This window comes from Paraburkholderia sp. Ac-20340, assembly GCF_017104965.1.
Classification (GTDB): Bacteria; Pseudomonadota; Gammaproteobacteria; order Burkholderiales; family Burkholderiaceae; genus Paraburkholderia.
In genome coordinates, this window is sequence record NZ_JAAGPR010000011.1 from 170,343 (window position 1) to 191,971 (window position 21,629).

General features: G+C 61.3%; 15 protein-coding genes and 1 tRNA gene. 10 read left to right on the forward strand and 6 right to left on the reverse strand.

Going from position 1 to position 21,629, the window contains the following annotated elements:
- Positions 1 to 258 precede the first annotated feature (258 nt).
- The 3 genes from G3N59_RS16980 (at position 259) to G3N59_RS16990 (ending at position 2,925) form a co-directional block, all read left to right on the forward strand.
- Positions 259 to 1,332 carry an ATP-binding protein gene (locus G3N59_RS16980; RefSeq protein ID WP_205983781.1) on the forward strand — a complete coding sequence of 358 codons (1,074 nt, stop codon included), beginning with the start codon at positions 259 to 261 and terminating at the stop codon, positions 1,330 to 1,332.
- A 61-nt stretch (positions 1,333 to 1,393) separates the two neighbouring features.
- Positions 1,394 to 1,765: a response regulator gene (locus tag G3N59_RS16985; protein ID WP_205983782.1), complete on the forward strand. Its 372-nt coding sequence runs from the start codon at positions 1,394 to 1,396 to the stop codon at positions 1,763 to 1,765.
- Between the two features lie 44 nt (positions 1,766 to 1,809).
- Entirely contained in the window at positions 1,810 to 2,925 is a 1,116-nt protein-coding gene (locus tag G3N59_RS16990; protein WP_205983783.1) for a transporter substrate-binding domain-containing protein, read from the forward strand.
- 87 nt (positions 2,926 to 3,012) lie between these two features.
- On the opposite strand, the gene G3N59_RS37325 is transcribed toward G3N59_RS16990, so the two are convergent.
- The 5 genes from G3N59_RS37325 to G3N59_RS17015 form a co-directional block, all read right to left on the reverse strand.
- The gene (locus G3N59_RS37325) at positions 3,013 to 6,603 is read right to left on the reverse strand and encodes an autotransporter outer membrane beta-barrel domain-containing protein (protein WP_205983784.1); all 3,591 of its coding nucleotides are present in this window, start codon (positions 6,601 to 6,603) and stop codon (positions 3,013 to 3,015) included.
- A 622-nt stretch (positions 6,604 to 7,225) separates the two neighbouring features.
- Positions 7,226 to 8,863, reverse strand: coding sequence for an EAL domain-containing protein (locus G3N59_RS17000; protein WP_205983785.1), 1,638 nt, complete (start codon positions 8,861 to 8,863; stop codon positions 7,226 to 7,228).
- Between the two features lie 125 nt (positions 8,864 to 8,988).
- Positions 8,989 to 11,115 (reverse strand): transglycosylase domain-containing protein, encoded by a 2,127-nt coding sequence (locus tag G3N59_RS17005; RefSeq protein WP_205983821.1) that lies wholly within the window; start codon positions 11,113 to 11,115, stop codon positions 8,989 to 8,991.
- Between the two features lie 342 nt (positions 11,116 to 11,457).
- Positions 11,458 to 11,736, reverse strand: a complete 279-nt coding sequence (locus G3N59_RS17010; RefSeq protein WP_205983786.1) for a hypothetical protein — start codon at positions 11,734 to 11,736, stop codon at positions 11,458 to 11,460.
- 34 nt (positions 11,737 to 11,770) lie between these two features.
- Positions 11,771 to 11,847 (reverse strand) — tRNA-Met (locus G3N59_RS17015).
- Positions 11,848 to 12,121: 274 nt separating this feature from the next.
- On the opposite strand from G3N59_RS17015, the gene G3N59_RS17020 reads away from it, so the two are divergent.
- The 6 genes from G3N59_RS17020 (at position 12,122) to G3N59_RS17045 (ending at position 18,154) form a co-directional block, all read left to right on the forward strand.
- Positions 12,122 to 12,445, forward strand: coding sequence for a metalloregulator ArsR/SmtB family transcription factor (locus G3N59_RS17020; protein ID WP_205983787.1), 324 nt, complete (start codon positions 12,122 to 12,124; stop codon positions 12,443 to 12,445).
- Positions 12,439 to 13,518, forward strand: a complete 1,080-nt coding sequence (gene arsB / locus G3N59_RS17025) for an ACR3 family arsenite efflux transporter (protein ID WP_205983788.1) — start codon at positions 12,439 to 12,441, stop codon at positions 13,516 to 13,518. The genes G3N59_RS17020 and arsB overlap by 7 nt, the downstream gene beginning before the upstream one ends.
- 18 nt (positions 13,519 to 13,536) lie before the next feature.
- Complete coding sequence (gene arsC, locus G3N59_RS17030) at positions 13,537 to 13,971, forward strand: arsenate reductase (glutaredoxin) (protein ID WP_205983789.1); 435 nt, start codon at positions 13,537 to 13,539, stop codon at positions 13,969 to 13,971.
- Positions 13,937 to 14,686, forward strand: a complete 750-nt coding sequence (gene arsH / locus G3N59_RS17035; RefSeq protein ID WP_205983790.1) for an arsenical resistance protein ArsH — start codon at positions 13,937 to 13,939, stop codon at positions 14,684 to 14,686. Before arsC ends, arsH begins: the two co-directional genes overlap by 35 nt.
- 280 nt (positions 14,687 to 14,966) lie before the next feature.
- Positions 14,967 to 16,568, forward strand: coding sequence for a glycosyl hydrolase (locus G3N59_RS17040; protein ID WP_205983791.1), 1,602 nt, complete (start codon positions 14,967 to 14,969; stop codon positions 16,566 to 16,568).
- 128 nt (positions 16,569 to 16,696) lie between these two features.
- Positions 16,697 to 18,154 carry an MFS transporter gene (locus G3N59_RS17045; protein ID WP_205983792.1) on the forward strand — a complete coding sequence of 486 codons (1,458 nt, stop codon included), beginning with the start codon at positions 16,697 to 16,699 and terminating at the stop codon, positions 18,152 to 18,154.
- Positions 18,155 to 18,220: 66 nt separating this feature from the next.
- Here G3N59_RS17045 and G3N59_RS17050 read toward each other — a convergent pair whose 3' ends face one another.
- On the reverse strand, positions 18,221 to 19,117 hold the full coding sequence (locus G3N59_RS17050) for a LysR family transcriptional regulator (RefSeq protein ID WP_205983793.1): 897 nt from the start codon (positions 19,115 to 19,117) through the stop codon (positions 18,221 to 18,223).
- A 280-nt stretch (positions 19,118 to 19,397) separates the two neighbouring features.
- On the opposite strand from G3N59_RS17050, the gene G3N59_RS17055 reads away from it, so the two are divergent.
- On the forward strand, positions 19,398 to 21,626 hold the full coding sequence (locus G3N59_RS17055) for a TonB-dependent siderophore receptor (RefSeq protein WP_241023515.1): 2,229 nt from the start codon (positions 19,398 to 19,400) through the stop codon (positions 21,624 to 21,626).
- Positions 21,627 to 21,629 lie beyond the last annotated feature (3 nt).

Consider the following 21,629-nt stretch of genomic DNA (forward strand, 5'->3'; position numbering starts at 1 on the left):
GAGACGAATGCCTTGCGACGCGCCCCGCGTGGAATCGATTTGGTGGGTGGCTTCGGGCAACGTGCTGCTCGCGCATTTCGCAAGGCGATGGTGTCGCTACTGCTCATTGCAGCGACTTGCGCGACGGCGGCGCATACGCCGGCTCCGGCGCGAGCGGTGATGCTCACGCACGCTGCCGCCAGCCGGCCAGCGGCATTTGTGCAGATCAAGGGGATTGGCAACCAACGCGAAACATCCTTTGCGCAAGGCGTCGAAGTCTTGCTCGACTCGCTTGACGGCTTTCGCTTCGGCGCGGACGCTCTCACGCCGGCGTTCCGCGTATCGATGACGAAGTACGCCAATCACGCCGTCCATCTGATCGAGTATCCGAAATCGATTTTCCGCGAATATCGCAATGTCGTGCTGATTATTCTGGTGGTGTTATTGGCCCAGACGCTAACGATCGTGGCATTGCTCGTGCAGCGTCGAAACTGTCGTGCGGCGCAAGCCGAAGCCATCGCGCGGCGCGGCGAACTGGCGCGCGCCGCGCGATTCGCGACCGTGGGCGAACTGAGCGCCTCCATTGCACATGAAGTGGGACAGCCCTTAGGCGCGATTCTGAGCAACGCGGACGCCGCGGAATTGCTGGTAAAGGCTTCGCAACTCGACTCCGGGGAACTCGGCGACATTCTTTCGGATGTGAAGCGCGACGCCTTGCGCGCCAACGATGTCGTGCAGCGTTTGCGCAGCTTGCTGCAGAAGCAGGGCGTCGTCTTCAGTCCTATTGTGTTCGATAGCACGCTGCAATGCGCATTGACCTTGATCGCACCGGAAGCGAAGCGCCGCAATATCGGCCTTGAAACAAGCTTTGGCGCAGGCGATGCGTCGATCATGGGTGACGCTGTCCAGATCCAGCAGATCGTACTCAATCTCACGATCAACGGGATGGACGCCATGCAGGAAACCGCGCAATCGGACCGCGTACTGACGCTCGTTACGCGGAGCAAGGCAGAGGGTGTCGAGTTCACGGTGACCGATCGTGGCTGCGGTCTCGGTGCCGCATCGTCACAGCGCGTGTTCGAGCCTTTCTATACCACCAAGCCTCATGGAATGGGGCTTGGTCTTTCCATCGTGCGCTCGATCGTCGATGCCCACCACGGCGATATCAAAGCCGTTCCCCGCGATGGGGGCGGCACGACTTTTGTGGTCTGGCTACCGCTGGTGAGCGACGCCGTCGACGCAGCGAAGGCCGGTACGCTGCGCCCCGCCCACACGCGACCACGCGGCGGCCCGGCCGCAGCGAACATCGTCGTGACGCCCGCGATTGCCCCAAAGGGAAAGGCGTTGCCCTGAATCCCTATGGCGCCACGCACGCAATCGTATGAGACTCGGGCAAAGACTACCGGGACGCCGCATGGATGGGGAACTCATCTCGATCGTGATTATCGAGGACGACGCGGGTCTGTGCCGCGCCATGGAGCGTCTGTTCAGGCTCTCTGGTTTCGTCACGCGGTCGTTTCATAGCGCGGAAGACGCGGGCATGTCGCAATACGTGGCGAGCGCGCATTGTCTGGTGGTCGACATTCAGCTTCCTGGCGCATCGGGCCCGGCGTTCTACGGCACATTGCATGCGCCGCGCCCACCGATCGTCTTCATCACGGCGTTCGATGCGCCAGCCACGCGACATGCCGTGGCATCGGCCGGGAATCACGCTTTGCTCGCCAAGCCGTTTCTGGGCGCTGCGCTGCTGAAAGCCGTCGACGAAGCGATGCGGCGCAACGATTGAAGCGCGCCGCATCCGCACTCAACACCGGTCTGGAGAGTCCAGCGATGAGCAAACCTGCCGTGCGCCTGGTGTGGAACGCAGTCGTGCTCTTTATTTCAATCATGACGGCCGCCGTATTGACCGCCATTCCTGCGAAGGCATCCGGCAGCACGAATCCGGCGTCGTCGAGCCTGCGCGTCGCCATTGCGCCCGTCGCGCCGTTCGTGCTGCCGCAAACGGCGACGCCCGAAGGTTTCAGCATCGATATCTGGAATGAAATTGCGCGGCGCATGCGCCGGGATTTCACATGGACGCCCGTCGCCACGCAAGCCGATGTGCTACCGGCCGTCGAGCAGGGCAACGCGGACGTTGCGATATCGGCGATCACCATGACGCCCGAACGTGAACGGGTGGTCGACTTTTCTATTCCCTATTTCGATTCCGGCTTGCAGATCATGGTGCGGGCGCATAACGACAATTCTTTTCTGGCGTCGGTCTGGTCTATTCCATGGCTGGCGATCGGTCAGTTTGCCGTCATTTCCATCGTCATTGTCTTTGTGCTCGCCAATCTGGTGTGGCTAACGGAGCGCAAGCACGACCCGAATTTCCAGAAACCGTACTGGCGCGCGCTGGGGGAAGGGCTCTGGATCAGCATGCTGATCATTGCAACGGGCGAGCACGGCGAACGCGACGCGCCGGGCGTGTGGAAGCGCGTGCTGGTGCCGGCCATGTGGTTGATCGGCGTGGTGCTGGTCGCCCAGTTCACGGCGACGGTGACGTCATCGCAAACCGTCGCGCGGCTTCAATCCAATATTCGGGGTCCTGACGATCTGCCGGGGAAATCGATTGGTTCTGTGCCTGGTACGGTGGCGGCGGAATATCTTGCCGGGCGAGGGCTGCCGTTCGTCAGCGTGAACAATGCCAACGACGGATTCCAGTTGCTGATGCACGGCGATGTGCAGGCCATCGTCTATGACGCGCCAACGCTGCAATACTGGGGCGCCCGGTTGGGCCATGGCGCGCTCGTCGTGGTGGGGCCGGTGTTCCGGCCCGAGAAGTATGGCATCGCGTTACCTACCGGCAGTCCGTTGCGCAAGTCGATTAACGAAGCCTTGCTGGCCATGTATGAAGACGGGACTTACGAACAGATCCAGAAGAAGTGGTTCGCGTCAGGCAGTTAGGGATGCAATTGAAGTGTGTAATTGCTGCCGTCGTCGCGCAGGCAACGACGGCTTTATTTTCTCGCGAAGCGAAGAAGGAGAATCGCGTTACCAGCTAAAACGGTAACCCGCCTGGCCAAAGACATTGCGTCGATAGTCACCGCCGATGTTGCGCTCGTACTTCACGTTCGCATACACCGCCGAGTGCTTGCCGAAATTGCCGGTAATGCCAACGCCCACGTCGTACCAGGTCTTCTGCATGGCGTTGTCAAATGGCGTACCGCCAACCGTCGTTTGTCCCGGCGAGAAGAAATCGTGCAGCACGTCTGCCGTGAAATACGGCGTCACGCTTGACGTCTTCGAATCGTTGCTCAGATTCGCCTTGAACAAGCGCACGCCAAGCCGGCCGCGCAGCGCATTCGTCGTGTTCGAACCAACCGGCGCAATACCGTCGTCGAAGCCGTTCAGATGCAGGTATTGGTAGAGCAGTTGCGCCTGCGGCTCGATCGCCACGCCCGTTGAACCCAGCGCGAACGGCTTGCCCACTTCGCCCGACGCACCCGCGCCGAAACCGTTCTGGCTTGCGCTGCCGCCATACACATCGCCGAAACGATTGTGATAGTGAGTCAACTGGCCCACACCGTCAAAATAGGTGCCGTCAGGCAGAAACTTTGTCCAGTAGCCGCCAATCGACTGCGCCTGGGTTTCGACGCTGCCGGTTGCAACCGACATGGCCGCGATGCTTCGCGCGCTATCGGCGAAATTCGCGGATGTGGAGCCGATCGTGACCGTCGCGCCCGCGTGCGTGCTGCCGCCGTTCGTCCCGCGCGAGAGCGTCCAGTCCTTGCCAAACTCCGCAAAAAACGTATGTTCATCGGCAGAGAAGCGATCGCCCGCATCGGCATCGAGATTCTGGCCGCCGAGCCGGCCCCAGACACCGTTGCTGTGCGCCGGTTGCGAAGCATCGAGATTCGCGACGTCGCCGACGCGTTCATGCAGGCGCCCAAGGATACTGAAACCGTAATCGGCATTCAGCAGCGGCGTGACCGAATAGCCGACGACGGCCGGACGATACGCAACAGGCGCCAATGCCGATGCGCTGGCAGACGATGCGGCCGCCGAATCGGCGGAACCCGAGGAAGCCGTCTGGGCCGCGGCGAGGCGCGAGCGCAGATACCAGCTGTTCGCGTCCGACGTGCTGCCCTGATACAGCAGGTATTGATAGGCCCCGGCCTGTACCGCCGTCGCGAGGTGGAAGCTGTTCGCTGCCGATGTGCCGTTGACCTGCACAATCTCGATGCCATCGCCGGTCGTCAGCGCGCCGCTACCCGAGCCGTTCACGGTGATCGCGGTCGTACCGCTTGCATTACCGCCCACGACGAGCCGGTCGGTCTGTGTAGCCGTGCCGCCCGCATTGAGCAGGGTGTTCATCACGAGCAGGCCATTCGTCGCCGAATAATTGCCTGCCACATCGAGCACGTTACCGATGCTGCCCGATGCAGCCGCGAGATTGATGACGCCATCGTTGGTCAGATCGCCGCCAATGGTCAGCGAGCCGGTGCCCGCCGTTGCAAACGCCGCCAGCGCATCCGCGACCGAAACCGTGCCGCTGTTATCGACCGACCCCGACACCGTGCCGTAACCGCCGAGCGTCGCGCCTGCGTCGACGTTCGTGAGGGCCGAGGCGATCGATGCATTCGTATGCGCTGCGTCGCCGATCGCGAGCGTGCCGGCCAGCACATTCGTGTCGCCCGTGTACGTGTTTGCTGCCGTGAGAATCGTGGTGCCGCTGCCAAGCTGATTGACCGCGCCGGTTCCGCTGATCAGACCGTCGAGCGTGAACGCATCGCTTCGGTCGAACGCGAGCGTGCCGTTGTCGACGATGTTTCCGGCGACGCTGCCGCTCGTGCCGCCGTTACCCAGTTGCAGCGTGCCGCTTGCAATCGTGGTGCCGCCTGTATAGGTGTTGTTGGCGGCCAGCACGGCCGTGCCCGATCCCAACTGGCTGACGCTGCCGGTGCCGGAAATCGTGCCATCCAGCGTCAGCGTGCCGGCGCGGTCCAGCAGCAGCGTGCCGTTATTGGCGACGTCGCCTACGATGCTGCCACTCGTGCCGCCACTGCCGATTTGCAGCGTGCCCGCGCTGATGGTCGTGCCGCCGGTATAGGTATCGTCGCCATCGAGTACGAGCGTGCCGGTGCCGTCTTTCGTCAATACGCCGTTGCCGGTGATGGTGCCGTTCAACGTCAAGGTCGTGGCGGCGTCGGTTAGTAGTGTGCCGTTGGCCTGCATCGTGACGCTGCGCGCACTCGTGACATCGGCCGTGTTTTCGAGCGTGCCGCCGTTGAACGTCAGGCCGCCCGAGGCGTCACCGAGATTGGCGTCGTCGGAGATCTGCAGGATGCCTTCGCTCATCGTCCAGGGCGTGACGGCGGACGTGGTGCCGGTCAGCGTCCATGTGCTCGTGCCGACTTTCTCGAAGACGCCGAAGCCCTGGTATTGCGCCGATGAACCGATCTGGGAGACATCGAAGCTGGAGTTGGTGCTGCCGCCGAGCTTGAACGTATCGGCGGCGCTGTACGCAACGACGTTGCCGGTGATGACCGAAGTCGACCAGATTTCGAGTGAATTGACGCCGCCGGTGAATTCGATCGCGTTGCCTTTCTTGCCGCCGGTTGCGGCTGCGCCGCGGGTAATCGTGCCCGCGTTGATGACCGTCACGTTGGTGCCGGTGATACCTGCGCCACCGGTGCTGGGATGCGATGAAGAACTCTGACCGCCGGTACCGCCTGTGATTGTTCCACCGGCTTCGTTGATAACGGTGCCGCCCGAAACGACTTCGACGCCAGCACCGCCGTCACCGCCTGCGCCGGTTATTGATCGCTCTCCGGTGCCACCGGTCAGCGTTCCACTGTTGGTCACCGTGCCGCTGCCGCTCAAGGCAATCGCCGCGCCGCCCTGGCCACCGCCGCCGGAGCCGCCGGAGAGTGTCGTATTTCCTGCGCCGCCCGTGACCTTTCCGCCTGCGTCGACCGTGACGTTCGCCGTTGAGAAAATGCCGGCACCGCCGCCGCCGCCACCGCCGCCGGTGAGTATCCCACCCATACCGCCCGTCACTGTTCCGGTCGCCGTGACTGTCACGTCGGCCGTGGCCTGCACACCGGCACCGCCGCCGCCGCTACCGCCCTGGGTGTTCACGTTTTCGACTGCTGCCTGCCCCGTCGCTCCTGTGCCGCCCGTGACCGTGCCTGAAATACTCGTGGTCGTTGTGACCACCATGCCGACCGTACCGGTGGCACCCGCCGTACCGAGGACAACGCCCGTTCCGTAGGTGGCCCGCGCGCCACCGGCTGCGCCATTACCCGTCGTCAGATCGAGTGCGCCACCGCCACCGGAACCGGCATTCGTGCTGATCGTGCCTGCGGTGCCCACCTGACCCGTAGCGGTCGCTAAAGTCCCATCCGTACCACCTGTGCCGCCTACACCGGCCCCAAGATAGCTGAGGCCATTCCCACCCGCCGCACGCGCCGCGCCGCTGCTGAACGCGACGGTTCCCGCGACGGCCAGCATGACTGCAATGGAAATCCGGCTACGCGTGAGGCCGAAACACTCTTCGTGTTTAACGCGCCGGTTCGTTTGAACCCGCGAATAGCTCTGGATGCCGTTCCCCGACGCAACTGCATTCGCGTCCCCCCGCATTCTCCGAAACTCCAATTCGCCACCTCCGATCATTACCGCGTTATTTAATTAAATATTTCGGCGCGAAAGATATCAGAGCGATGGGTAAGATTTTTGCGGAGAAAAGGCCATGCAGCGGCGACGCAACACTCGATGCTGAACGAATGAAAATCGCTACAGACGGTGTATTTTTTTTTTAACTCCTTTTATAAAAAAGGGTTTTTTGAATTAGCACGATCGATCGCGCTGTTCGCCAATGAAACGTTGACCATGCAACCAGATGCGGAAGTCCTTGCGAAGCTGCGGTAAAAGAAATTTCAAATAAGAGATTGTTAGTGCCTTTTAGGTATTTAGAAACACCTGATAAGAGCAATAAACGTTTCGTATGAAGATTTCGTCATAATGCGAGCGGACTTCGTTGCGCGCGCATCGAATCAATGTCAACAATTGTCAAGGCGTGAGGGGCGTAGACAAGTCACTTCGCTTGTGTGTAGGCGTGCTGCGGGAGTGGGTCGGACAAGATGGTTCAAAACATGGCACTTCAACGGCCACACCACCAGCTAGCGCGTTTGACTGTGGACTCGCAGAAGCGCTCAGGCGCCTACCGGATAGACAAAACGGGAAGGGGAAAACCTATTGCCGGTCAATAAAAGCTATTTGTATTCAGACGCTCGGCGCAATGCGCGCGAAGAGGCTTCGGAACATCGCGGATATCCTCGAGCAGGAGCGTGACGTCGCTAGCTGGCATGGGTTTGCCAAACAGATATCCCTGCGCGAAATCGCAGGAGAGGGTGCAAAGCCACCGAACGGCCTCTTCGTCTTCGACGCCTTCAGCGGTTGCCTTGATGTTCAGGCTATTCACAAGTCCCAGGACTGCGGAAACGATCTTTTCATGTCCCGCGACTTCCCGGTCGAGGAACGAGCGGTCGATCTTGATCTTGTCGATAGGCAGATGTGTCAGGTGATAGATCCCGGAATATCCCGTTCCGAAGTCATCGAGTGCGACATTGATTCCCCGTGATCGAAGCTTCGTGAGATTTTCCCGGACTGCCGAGAGGTTCGAGACAAGCGCCTGCTCGGTAATTTCAATTTCAAGTCTGCGGGGTTCAAATTCATACTCGATGAGTACATCGTGCAATCGATCTGCGAACTCCGTGTCTTCAAGCATGGATGCCGTGACATTGATTGCGAATGCGAGATCATTGGGCCACTGCGTCGCATAAACGATTGATTGCTTTAGCAGCGAAAATGTCATTTCCGGGATCAGGCCCAGGCGATCAAGGACAGGGATGAATTCAGTCGGCATCTGCAGACCGCGATGAGGACAATGCCAACGCGCCAGAATTTCAAACCCAACGATTCTCCGGCCAGGCAGACTGACGACTGGTTGAAAAAATGGGGATATCCGCTCTTGCTCCACGGCAACGATGAGATCCGATTCAAACTCGCTCGACAGTTGCTGTGCTTCTTCGTAACTCGGATCATAGAAGTGAAACGTAGCACGGCCCGCTCGCTTTCCCCGGTACATCGCATGGTCTGCACAGTGCATGAGCGCATCGGGCTGCGCGGCATCGATATGCGCGATACTTATTCCCACAGTCGCGCCCACCGAGGTCTTGTGTGCCAGCGAAGCAAGTGGAGCGCAAAGGCCCGTCAGGATGTCTTTTGCCAATGCGGTGAGAGAGCGCTTGTTGTTATCGCCGACGAGCAACGCGAATTCGTCACCTCCAATTCGTGCGACACAAGCCCCTGATTCGATCCCGATATCTCGAAGGCGCTCCGCAATCTCGCATAAGACCTTGTCGCCCACGGCATGGCCATGGCTGTCGTTAATGCGTTTGAATCGATCAAGATCGACGAGAAAGATCGCAATGGCAGCAGGCGCCTGCTCTAGCGCTGCCGCTAGAAGCTCGTTGAATACACGGCGATTGAGCAGGCCGGTCAGTGGGTCATGGCGTGCAAGCTCATTGCTTAACGCCTGCTCGCGCTTCAAGGCGAGGTAGCCGTCTTTCTGGATGTGCAACGACCGACCCAGCCATACTGAGGGGACAATCAGGGCAATGGCCGCAAAGCTGGTCGATGTAAGGATGAAACGCCATCGTTCCGCGGATTCAAACGATTGCTCGTAGCCAAGCCCGAGCGCATGCATGGTCCAACTCTCGAGCTTGAGTTCCCACGCGCAAGCTAACGCGAAGACTGTCGCGAGCACCGTCGCAATCAGGGTCGCAACCTGTCGGGGTATCTTTCGTGAAGAGGGACGCATGCCTTGTGGAGCTGTCATTGCCTCATCAGGATATCGGCAGGGGCACAATGAACTGAAGATAGAGCAATTACGGATCAGATCCAAAGACATTGGCGTCTGTATCAGGGAATGTCGGGATATAACTCGCTGAGCGCGCCAGAGCGCTAGAAGTTCCAGAAAAGAAAATGATGATGTTTGTGCGGGCGATTGGGGCGGCGCGCATTGCTGCCTGGCGTTAGCCGTGCTTGCGGATCGATGACCCGCGCACGCAGCGCCATGTCATAGAACGCACCCACCACGGGCAGGGCGCTGTGTGCACCTTCGCCCCAATAGTCGTTGCGTAGCGTGACGCGCGCGTCGTCGAATCCTACCCATGCGCCAGCGACCAGTTCGGGATGCATCAGGATGAACCAGCTATCCGTATTGTCCTGCGTCGTGCCGGTCTTGCCGGCCACGTCAGCGCGAATCCCAAAACGCGTGCGGATGTCCTCGCCGGTGCCCCGGTCGACGACATCGCGCATGACATCGACCAGCTTGCTCGCGGCGGCCACGGGCAGTGCCTGATCCCGGCTGGAAACGGGGAAGTCAGCCAGCACCTTGCCATTGCGATCCTCGATACGGGTGACCATACGCGGTTCGATATAGCCGCCCCGGTTCGCGATCGTGCAATACGCCGACACCATTTCCCTGAGCGTGACCGGGCTGGTGCCGAGGGCGAGCGCGGGCACCGGATCGAGGGGGCTTTCACGTACGCCCATCGCACGCGCCAGCGCCGCGACTTTCTCCGGTCCCTCGCGCTGCATGAGCTGGGCCGTGACGCGATTGCGCGAAAACGTCAGGGCGTTACGCAGCGACATCGGGCGGCCGGTTGCCGGTTCAGGATCAGTCGGCTTCCATACCGCATTGCCCTTCAATGCGATCGCGACGTTACGATCCACGATCGTGTCGCCCGGCTGGGCACCGTCGGCAAACGCCGCGCCATACACAAACGCCTTGAACGTCGAACCGGGCTGACGCCGCGCCTGTTGCACGTGGTCGAATGGCTCGCCCTGAAAGTCGCGGCTGCCGACCCAGGCTTTGATATCCCCGTTGCGCGGATCGATGGCAACGAACCCCGCCTGGATCTGCGTCTTGCTATGGCACAAACCATTCACGAACGAAGCGTCACGCGCAAGTTTTCTCACTGCATTGGCGTCTGAAAGACCGGAATCGCGGGCAGTCCGATACTCGGGCGTCTGCCTGATGAACGACTGGAATAACGCATTGCCTGGCCAGCAGCCTGTGCGGTCGTTCCACGCGTCGTTGGCGATCCACTGCAACTGGCCGGTCTGCCACGCAACCGCTTGCGTCGCCATGGCCTGAAGCCTGGAATCGATAGTTGTATGAACAACGAGTCCGTCGGCATAAAGGTTGTAGCCGTTGCGATCGGCCCATGCGGCCAGCCATCGGCGCAATTGCGCGGTGAAGTGCGGAGCGGCGCCCACCGGTTCGGATTGCGGCTCGAAATTGACACTGAGCGGTTGCCGGGAGAGCCAGGCGTAAGCGCGTGGTTCAAGCTTGCCGAACTTCACCATCTGGGCGAGTACGGTATTGCGGCGCTCGAGCGCGCGCTCGGGATTGATTACCGGGTTATAGGCACTGTTCGCCTTCAGCATTCCCACGAGCGTTGCGCTTTCAAGGATATTGAGGCTGGCAGCGGTTTTGCCGAAGTAAGTGCGCGCGGCCATTTCCACGCCGTATGCGTTGTAGAGAAATGGGACCGTATTCAGGTAGGTTTCGAGGATCTGGTTCTTGCTATAGACCGATTCGATCTTGAGCGCCGTGATCGCTTCTTTTAGCTTGCGCGTCAACGTCGGGGCTCGACCGACCTCTTCTGGATAGAGATTGCGTGCGAGCTGCTGGGTGATCGTCGAACCGCCCTGGCGAGATCCGGTGGCATTGTGGAGCGCCGCGGCGCCAAGACGCTGGAGATCGATGCCGTGATGCTGATAGAAGCGGTGATCCTCGGTCGCAATCAGGGCGTCCACCACATGAGGAGAAATCTGGTCGAGTCCGACCCACTCGCGGTTGACTGGCTTGAACTCGGTGAGCACAGCGCCATCGGCGGAGAGAATGCGTGCGGGACGATCAATCCGGGCCTTGCGGATATCGCCGAGGTGTGGCGTGAAAGGGACGAGAGCCAGCGCGTAGGCCAGCGAAAACACGGGCAGGGCAGCGAGAGCGAGCGCGATGCCCCGGCGCGTCGGATGCCGAACCGCATGCAGCATCGCGCCGACGAGACGGCGCGCCATGACGCTGGCCGCGCCGGCAAGCGCACGGCCACGCGCCAGTCCGCGCGCGCAACGCTCGCGAAAAAAAGACACATACGGGTGATTCACGGTTACTGCGCATTCGACGAAAGGGCGGATCGTACCAAAGTGCAGTCGCGCTTTTCGCCGCAAAACAGGCGTTCATGCCCGCCGTTAACAGATGATTACATCTGTTTCGAATCTCGGGCGCGGGAAGGCGAGGGCCGTAACGTGCGTTGCTGTGGGTTGTGTTCGTGTGCGTGCCCCGTACACCTTGTCGCCACAAACGCAAAACCCGGCAGGGATGCCGGGTTTTATCGTGCTGCATTCATCATCGGTGCCTGCTCAGCACTCGCCTTTCTTCGCATGTCCAGGCGGGCAGTGCCAGTGCTTATCGTGATGATGATGGTGTCTTTCCCAGTCGTCGCGTTCCCAATAGCGATGGCCATCCCAATACCGGTCGCCGTGCCAGCCTGGCGTAACGACCACAGCCGGTGGCGGCGGAGCGACGACGACGGGTGTACCAACGTTGATGCCCACGTTGACGTCGCCCGCGTGCGCTGCGCCGGTCAGGCCGATAGCCACTGCAGCAAACGCAAACTTGATGAATTGTGGTTTCTTCATGGAGCCGTCTCCCTGATTGCGCTTCGGGTATCGCTGGTTGCGGGGGCAGGATTTGAACCTGCGACCTTCGGGTTATGAGCCCGACGAGCTGCCAGACTGCTCCACCCCGCGGCGCGCAGTGTACCGGCATGATGGGGGCACGTCAAATGCAGAGGGTGAGATTAAAGGGATTACCGATTCAAAATAGTATGGAGTGCGATTCATCATTCAGGCGAGTGTGTGACGCTTCTGGATTGCAGCGACAAGATCGGCGTATGCACACCATTGTCATGGACGAAATCGCTTCGAACACGCCATCCTTCGTGCGACCTGGTGCACGCGTTCTCATTGCGCTCCGATCTGGATCCGTGTTGCCACTTCCCGATATTTCGAATATATTGGAAATATGGAAGAAAAAGACATCGTTCGCGCCCTCGCGGCGCTCGCTCATGATCTGCGCCTGCGTGTATTTCGCATGCTGGTTGTCGCCGGTCCAGAAGGGCTCACACCTGGCACCATCGCGACCCAGCTCGACGTGCCCAATGCGACGCTCTCCTTTCACCTCAAGGAGTTGATGAATGCCGCACTGGTCACGCAGGAGCGCGACGGACGTACCTTGATCTATCGGGCCGCCTATGAGCAGATGAATGCCGTCCTCGGTTTCCTGACCGAGAACTGCTGCCAGGGGCAGCCCTGCCTGAGCCCAGACGCAGGTTCGTGCCAATGCTGAACGAGAACGCCAGCCACCTCGCCGCCATGCGCAAAAGCGCCTCGAAACCGGTCATCGGCTTCTTCGAGCGATATCTGACCATCTGGGTCGCGCTGTGCATCGTCGCGGGCATCCTGCTCGGCCAGGCGCTACCGGGCGTCTTCCAGGCGATCGGGCGCATGCAATACGCCCAGGTCAATCTGCCGGTCGGGCTGCTGATCTGGGTGATGATCGTGCCGATGCTGGTGAAGGTCGATTTCGGCGCGCTGCATGAAGTGCGTCAGCACATCAAGGGCATTGGCGTGACGCTCGTCGTCAACTGGCTCGTCAAGCCGTTCACGATGGCGTTTCTTGCGTGGCTCTTCATCAAGCACCTGTTCACGCCGATGCTGCCCGCCGCGCAGCTCGACAGCTATGTGGCCGGGCTGATCCTGTTGGCCGCTGCGCCCTGCACGGCGATGGTGTTCGTCTGGAGCCGCCTCACCGGCGGCGATCCGCTCTTCACGCTCTCGCAGGTCGCGCTCAACGACAGCATCATGGTGGTCGCTTTTGCGCCGTTGGTTGGCTTTCTGCTCGGTATTTCGGCGATCACCGTACCGTGGGCGACGCTGCTCACCTCCGTCGCGCTGTACATCGTCATCCCCGTGATCTTTGCGCAGATCCTGCGCAAGATGCTGCTCGCGCGCGGCGCGGCGGCATTCGAGGCGGCAATGGCGAAGATCGGCCCGTGGTCGATCACGGCGCTGCTCGCCACGCTGGTGCTGCTGTTTGCCTTCCAGGGCGAGGCCATCCTGAAGCAGCCGCTCGTGATCGTGCTGCTCGCCGTGCCGATCCTGATTCAGGTGCTCTTCAATTCGGCGCTGGCGTATTGGCTCAATCGCGCGGTCGGCGAGAAGCACAGCATCGCCTGTCCATCCGCGCTGATCGGCGCGTCGAACTTCTTCGAGCTGGCCGTCGCCACTGCAATCGGCCTGTTCGGTTTCAACTCCGGCGCGGCGCTCGCGACGGTCGTGGGCGTGCTGATCGAAGTGCCGGTCATGCTGCTCGTGGTGCGTATCGTCAACCGTTCGAAGAACTGGTACGAGTGCGCCTGAACGTTTGGGAAACATGCAATGAGCGAAGTCACCCTCTATCACAACCCGGACTGTGGCACCTCGCGCAATACGCTCGCGATGATCCGCAATGCGGGCATTGAACCGGTCGTCATCGAATATCTGACGAACCCGCCGTCGCGCGAGAAACTCGTTGAACTGATCAGCCAGTCGGGGCTAAGCGTGCGCGAGGTGCTGCGCGAGAAAGGCACGCCGTACGCCGAACTGCATCTCGACAACCCGGCATTGACCGACGAGCAGTTGCTCGACGCGATGCTGGCGCATCCGATTCTCATCAACCGTCCCTTCGTGGTGACGTCGATGGGAGTGCGTCTGTGCCGTCCGTCCGAAGTCGTGCTCGAGATCCTGCCCGACGCGCAACGCGGCGCGTTCGGGAAGGAAGACGGCGAAGTGGTGATCGATGCGGAGGGCAAACGTGTCCGCTCCGGTCACTGATCTTGCCACTGAGCTTCCGCAAGTCGATGCGGCGCTGTTTCGCGTACCCGATATCCAGCGCCTTCAGGCAGCGAAAGCTTCCGCGCATGCGCCCCGTATCCTTCTGCTTTACGGTTCGCTGCGCGAGCGCTCGTTTAGCCGATTGCTGAGCGAAGAGGCGGCGCGTCTGCTCACGGCGATGGGCGCCGAAGTCCGCACCTTCAATCCGAGCGGCCTGCCGCTGCCCGACGACGCACCCGACACGCATCCCAAGGTGGCCGAACTGCGCGAACGGGTGCTGTGGTGCGAAGGCATGGTCTGGTGCTCGCCGGAGCGCCATGGCGCGATGACCGGCATCATGAAATCGCAGATCGACTGGATTCCACTTTCGGTGGGCGCAGTGCGGCCGACGCAGGGCAAGACGCTCGCGGTGATGCAGGTGAGCGGCGGCTCGCAGTCGTTCAACGCCGTCAATCAGATGCGTGTGCTCGGGCGCTGGATGCGCATGCTGACCATCCCGAATCAGTCGTCGGTGGCCAAGGCGTTCATGGAATTCGATGAGGCCGGCCGCATGAAACCATCGGCTTATTTCGATCGCGTCGTGGATGTCATGGAAGAACTGGTGAAGTTCACCTTGCTCACGCGCGATATCGGTCCGTATCTGGTCGATCGCTACAGCGAGCGCAAGGAGAGTGCCGAAGAACTGATGAAACGCGTGAATCAGAGCAGCATCTGAACCACGCTGCTGGCCGCTTTGCAGTGCAGAGCGGTCAAGTCCGGCGAACAAGCGTGCGAGCCACCAGAGGCTCCCATCCCGCTCCGGGCGCTGCCGCCATTCCACCATCCGCGTCCCGCTCAACGCGGACCACGTCCGCGCACCTCACGAAACGAGATACCAGCTATCGCAAAACAGGCGAGCACGCCGTCGCTCGCCTGGCTAGTCTCGGGCTCACTCACCCGTCGGGCGTCACGCCGGCGAGCGTGACCCATCAAAAAAGCATGAACGAGACTGGACAATGACAAAAAACAATCCTGGAGACAACTTCGGCGTATTCGTCGGGCGCCGGCGCGCCGTCAAGGCCTTCGGCGCAGCCGCGCTGGCGGCGATGAGCCCGGCGACGCTGCTCAGCGCCTGTGGTGGCGGAAGTGTCAGCAGCCGCACGACGATGCCCGCGGGCTATCGTGCCGTGACCGTCGACGCCAGCCAGCGCGGCGCGGCGATCCGCTCGCTGCAGGGCCTGGACGGCCCGCCGGTGCCCGCGAAAGTGGGCGCGAGCAACGTGCCGACGGGCGCCACGGTCAGCGGCAAGATCGACAATCCGAATGGTCTGGACCGAACCGCGCAGTTCAAGCAGATGGGCGTGGATTTCGTGCGCACGCACGATCTCGACGCGTTCGGCACCGGCGATGTCGACGGCAGCGGCGTCAATCGTCTTTTCCCCGACTGGTCCGCCGATCCCACACTCCCGGCGAGCTATAACTTCACGGCGCTCGATACGATCATTGCGGGCATCGTGGCTTCGGGCGCCGAGGTCTTTTTCAGGCTCGGCCGTAGCGATCTTTCGATGATCAGCGTGAATAATTCGAATGTGCCGCCCGCCGATTTCGACAAGTTCGCCACCATCGCCCAGCATATCGTGATGCACTACAACCACGGCTGGGCGAATGGGTTCAGCTACGGCATCCGCTATTGGGAAATCTGGAACGAACCGGATTTCACGCCATTCTGGACCGGCACCGCCGCACAATATTATTCGCTGTACCAGAAGGTATCGGCAGCCATCAAATCGGTCGATTCCACCTTGAAAGTGGGCGGCCCGGTTACGGCCACGCATAACGACTATCGCGGCATGCTGAAGTCGTTCCTGAACGATGTGCAGGCCAACAGCCTGCCGCTGGACTTCTTCTCGTTCCATTGGTATCCGCAATATGTCGATCCGCTCGACTTCTACAAACTCGGTGTCGAATACCGCGCGCTGCTCAATTCGTATGGAATGATATCGACGGAATTGCATCTGAACGAATGGAATTACTCCTTATTCGCTACGCCTGCAGAAGAGGCGCACGCGGCTTTTGTCGCCACTGCGCTGATCTATATGCAGGAAGCGCCGATTGACCGCGCCTGCTGCTATATGCGCACGCAACCGCTGATCAGCGATGCCGGTGCGCTGACAAAAGGCGGCAGCGCCATGCAGGCGGTCGGTTCGCTCAAGAGCCTGCTCAAGCTGACGACGAGCGGGCAGGATCAGCAAGGTTTCGCGGTGCTGGCGGGCGGCGCAAGCGACAATAAATCGGTGCGCGTGCTGATTTCGAACTATGAAATTCCGGCCGCGGATCTCGGTCCTCTGCCCAATGGAAACGACGAGGTGGTGCCCAATGTCGGCACCTTGACGCTGCTCGACCGTCAATCCATTACGTACCAGAACAACGCGGGTTATGCGGTGACGGTAGAGAATCTGCCGTGGGGTAGCGGGGCATGCACGGTGCAGCAGTACCGCATCGACGCATCGAACAATCTCACGCTTGCCAGCACGTCGAAAATGACAGGATCGCAGATGACTTTCACGGCGGCATTGCCGGCGCCCGGCGTCGATTTGCTGGTGATAACGCCGGCCTGAAACCGGAACAAGCTATCGTTTTTGCGTTTCCCGCGCACGGGATAAGTATTCGATATCTCGTTCGTTGTGCCCAATGGATCGCCCTCGTATAACTGCTGGCTGTTCTTGCCGTCATTCAGGGGATTCCATTGAGCACACTCGATATCGAGCCGGTGGCTTCATCGCCCATCCGCTCCGCCAGCGACGTTTCACGCCTGATCAACGCCAGCACCGCGCGCGCGAGTCACACACGCGTGATCGTGCTGCTCGCGCTGGGCGGCGTGTTTCTCGACGCTTATGACCTCACGACGCTGTCCTATGGCATTCAGGACGTCGTGCGCGAATTCCATCTCACGCCTGCGCTAACCGGCTTTGTCACGTCGTCGATCATGATCGGCACGATTCTGGGCAGTCTGGTGGGCGGCTGGTTTACCGATCGTATCGGCCGCTATCAGGTCTTTATGGCCGACATGCTGTTTTTCGTGGTGGCCGCCATCGCGGCCGGGCTCGCGCCCAATGTCTGGGTATTGATTGCCGCACGCTTCGTGATGGGGCTGGGCGTGGGTATCGATCTACCCGTGGCGATGGCGTTTCTCTCCGAATTCTCCCGATTTCAGGGCAGCGGTAATAAGGCGTCACGCCTCGCTGCGTGGTGCCCGATGTGGTACGCCGCTTCGTCCGTGTGCTTTCTGATCGTATTCGGCCTGTATTTTCTGCTGCCGCAGGAACACGCGGGCTGGTTGTGGCGCGCCTCGCTGATCTTCGGCGCCGTGCCTGCGCTCATCATTATCGCGGTGCGCAGCCGCTTCATGAACGAGTCGCCGCTGTGGGCCGCCAATCAAGGCAAACTCGACGACGCCGTGCGTATCCTGCGCGAATCGTACGGGATTCGGGCGCACAAGGACGAACATAAGGACGAGCACAAGGACGATGCCGCCAGCGCGGTTAGCCAGCCGCCCGTGAGCTTTCGCGTGCTGTTTCGCAAGCCTTATCTCGCGCGCACGATCGTCGCCAGCGTGATGAATCTGTGCATTCCGTTCGAATACACGGCCATCGCATTCTTTCTGCCGTCGATTCTTTCGCAGTTTCTCGGCGCTGGCGTGTTCGAAACGATTTCGGCCTCGCTCGCGCTCAACGTGCTGTTTGCGCTCACGGGCGGCCTGCTTGGCATGCGGCTCGCGCATACGCGGCCTTCGCGGCATGTGGCGCTGGCGGGTTTTGCGCTGCAATTCGTGGCGCTGGTGGCACTCGCGCTGCTGGGGCATCCGCAGACGGCGCTGGGTATCGGCATCGCGCTGGCCATGCTCGGCACGTGGCTATTTGCCGAAGGTTTTGGCCCGGGCGCGCAGATGATGATCTATCCGGCGCTGTCGTATCCCACTTCGATTCGCGGCACGGGGCTCGGCTTTGGGCGTGCGCTCTCGGGCATCGGCAGCGCGGTCGCGCTGTTCGTGCTGCCGATCCTCAACGCGCGGCTGGGCACGGATATGTTCTGGGTCGTGGCGCTGACGGCGATCATTCCCATCGGCTTTCTCGCGCTGGTGAAATACGAGCCCACAGAACACGATATCGACGACGAAGACACCATTCACGCGTCGGCACGCTAACTTTGCAGAAAGTAGCGCCGCTTGCCGCGGCGCTACCTTGCTTCACTGCATATCTCACTGCCTATTTCACTGCACATCGGCCTGCGCTAGCAAGGCCACGAAATTCTCTACGATAGAATCCGCGCCTGAATCTGCGCTGCGTTCGCGCCAGGTCAGGCCCACATCCCAGCGCGCATCGGCATCTTCGATCGGCAGGCACACGACCTTGTCGCCCGGCGATTGCAAGGCCGATTCGTGCATGATCGACACGCCCAGACCTGCGCCCACCAGCGAAAGTATCGTGAGCGATTCGTTCGCGTGCTGCACGAAACGCGGCTCGAAACGGCGCGATTCGCAAAAGCGCACGATATGATCGTGCAGGCCCGGCGCGCGCGAGCGCTGCAGCATCAGGAACGGCAGCGTTTGCAGCACGGGCAGCGCGTGCGTGTTGAAGCCCTCGATCGTTTCTGCCAGGGTGCGCGGCACCACCAGCGCAAGCCGGTCCGATAGCAACCGCCGGTGCGCCAGCCCGGCCTGCACCGGCAGACGCACGAACCCCGCCTGAAGACTGCCTTCGAGCAGCCGTTCCATCTGTTCCGCCGAGGACAGATCGTGCAGCGCGACTTCGACTTCGGGAAATCGCTCGCGAAAACGCGGCAGCACGCGCGACACGGTTTCCACCGTCGAAAAGCTGTAGCCGATCGCCAGCCGGCCGACTTCGCCGCGTGCCGCGCGTTTGCCCTGCGAGAACACGCGCTCGGCGTGATCGACGAGCGGGCGGGCTTCGCCCAGAAAATAGCGTCCCAGTTCGGTCAGTTCCGTGCCGTGGCGGTCGCGCCGGAATAGCGGGGCGCCGAGATCGTCTTCGAGCCGTTTGATCTGCTTGGTGAGCGCCGGTTGCGAAAGATTGAGCGTTTGCGAAGCAAAGCCGAAATGCAGCGAATCGGCCAGCGTGACGAAGGACTTGAGTAAATGGAAGTTCATATCCGCGAGTTATCACCGCCAGGAAAACAAGTCATTGGACCGCGCGGTGCGGCTATGGTCGAATTGCGGTTCGCGAAGTATAGCGGCGCTTTTTAGCTCGGAGTGCCATGCAATTCATATATGGAATCCCGTGATTGGCTTATTGGAAAACGCGTATAGGCACGCCGGTGAATGCGTGTCAACGCAACGGTTCCGTCGTTCGTTCAAAGGCGGATCAACTTGCAGGAAATACATGAAACAGGTATCAGGGGGAACACGCGCGGTCTTCACGCCACGCGTCATGACGCGCGCTTTGGGCTTCGGCCTGGGCGTGAGTTTGATGGCGGCGCACGCGCTGGCCATGGCAGCAGAAGGTTCCAGCGCGGCATCGGCCGATGCTGCATCGGCTGCATCGTCGACTTCATCTTCCACATCGGCGGATAACAGCCAGGTGCTGCCAACCGTCACCGTCAACGGCACGAACGGCAACGCCTGGCGCGCCCGCACGGCCTCGGTGGCCGGTTACGAGAACGCCTTGCTGCGCGACACGCCCGCATCCGTCACCGTGGTCACGCGCGCGCAACTCGACGACCAGCAGGCCAAACGCCTGAGCGATGTGGTGCGCAACGACGCCTCGGTGAACAACGATTACGCGCCGGTGGGCTATTACGAGGGCTTTTCGATTCGCGGTTTCGCGCTCGATCCGGCCAGCGCATACCGGCTCGACGGCCTCACGCTCTCGGGCGAACAGAATGTCGCGCTGGAAAACAAGGAGCGCGTGGAGATTCTCAAAGGGCTCGCCGGTATCGACAGCGGCGTGATCGCGCCGGGCGGCGTGGTCAACTACGTGAGCAAGCGGCCGGAGAACGTGGCGAGCGTAACGGCGGGCGTCGATAGCCGCGGTTCGACTTCGGCGGCGGTGGATCTCGGCCGCCGCTTCGGTCCCGACGATCAGTTCGGTCTGCGCGTGAATGCCGCGAAAGAGAACATGCATTCGTATATCGACGGCACCAATGGCCGGCGCACGTTCGGTTCGATCGCCGCGGACTGGAACATCAATCCGCAGGCCAGCCTGCAATTGAACGCGGAATTCCAGCAATGGATTCAGCGTTCCGCTTCGGGGTATCAGTTGCTGGGCGGCGCGGTGGTGCCGTCGGCGGTATCGTCGTCGAAACTGTTGGGCGCGCAGTCCTGGGCCAAGCCCGTGACCACCGATGCGCTCAATATCAACGGCCGCTTCGACTACGCGTTCAACGACAACTGGCGTGCCTATGTATCGGCCGGGCGCAGCCGCACGATGATCGACGATAACGTGGCGTTCGTGTACGGCTGCTATTACGCCGCCAGTTGCAGTTCGGGCAGCACGTCGCCGTATTTCTTCGGCGCCAATGGCGATTACGACGTCTACGACTACCGCAGCCCCGGCGAATACCGGCGCAACGACGAAATGCGCGCCGCCGTGGACGGCAAGTTCAGCACCGGGCCGCTGCGCCACGAAGTCCTGTTCGGCACGAGCGCGCTGCATCGCGTGGTGCATCTGTCCGATGCCGTCTACGACTACGTGGGCAGCGAAAACATCTATGGCCCCGATGTCGATTTTTCGCCGTCACCGAATTCGCCGAGCGTGTCGTATCCGCAACTCGATGCCTGGCAATACGCGCTGTTCGCCACCGATCGCGTGAGTCTGGGCGAACACTGGCAGGTGCTCGCGGGCGGCCGCGCGGTGTTCCTGCGCCAGAAGTCGTGGACGAGCCAGGACGGCCCCGAAAGCGGCACCGATAAATCGGCGCTGCTGCCGCAGATCGCGCTGGTCTATAAGCCGGTCGCGCCGCTGTCGATCTATGCGTCGTACAGCAAGGATCTGTCGCTCGGCGATCAGGCGCCGGTGCGCGCGAGCAATGCGTATTCGTTCTTGCCGCCGGTCGAGTCGCATCAGTACGAGATCGGCGCGAAATACGACTGGGGCAACCGGCTCAGTTTGACGGCGGCCGTGTTCTCGATCAGCAAGCCGTTCGAGTATGCGCAGCCCGATTCGTCCGATGCGGGCTACACCTTCGTGCAGCGCGGCACCGAACGCCACGACGGGATCGAGCTGGGCGCGTCGGGACGCGTGAGCGAGCGCGTGACGGTGACGGCGAGCGTCGCCGCGATTCGCGCGCGCGCCTACGATTCGGGCAATTCCGCCTATGAAGGGCATCAGGTCATCAACGTGCCGGCGCTGCATGCCGCGCTCAATGCGGACTGGTCGGTGCCGGGCATCGCGGGCTTCGATCTGCTGGGCGGCCTCGAATACAGTTCGAGCCGCAACGCCAATGAGGAAGGCACGGCGCGCGTGCCCGGCTGGATCGTGGTCAACGCGGGCGCGCGCTATACCACGCGCATCGCCGGCCATCGCGCGGTCGTGCGCCTGTGGGTCGACAACCTCTTTAACCGCTACTACTGGCGCGATGCGGGCGAGCAGCAGGGCGACGCCTATCTGTTCCTCGGCGCTCCGCGCACGGCGCGACTGTCCGTGACCTACGACTTCTGATGA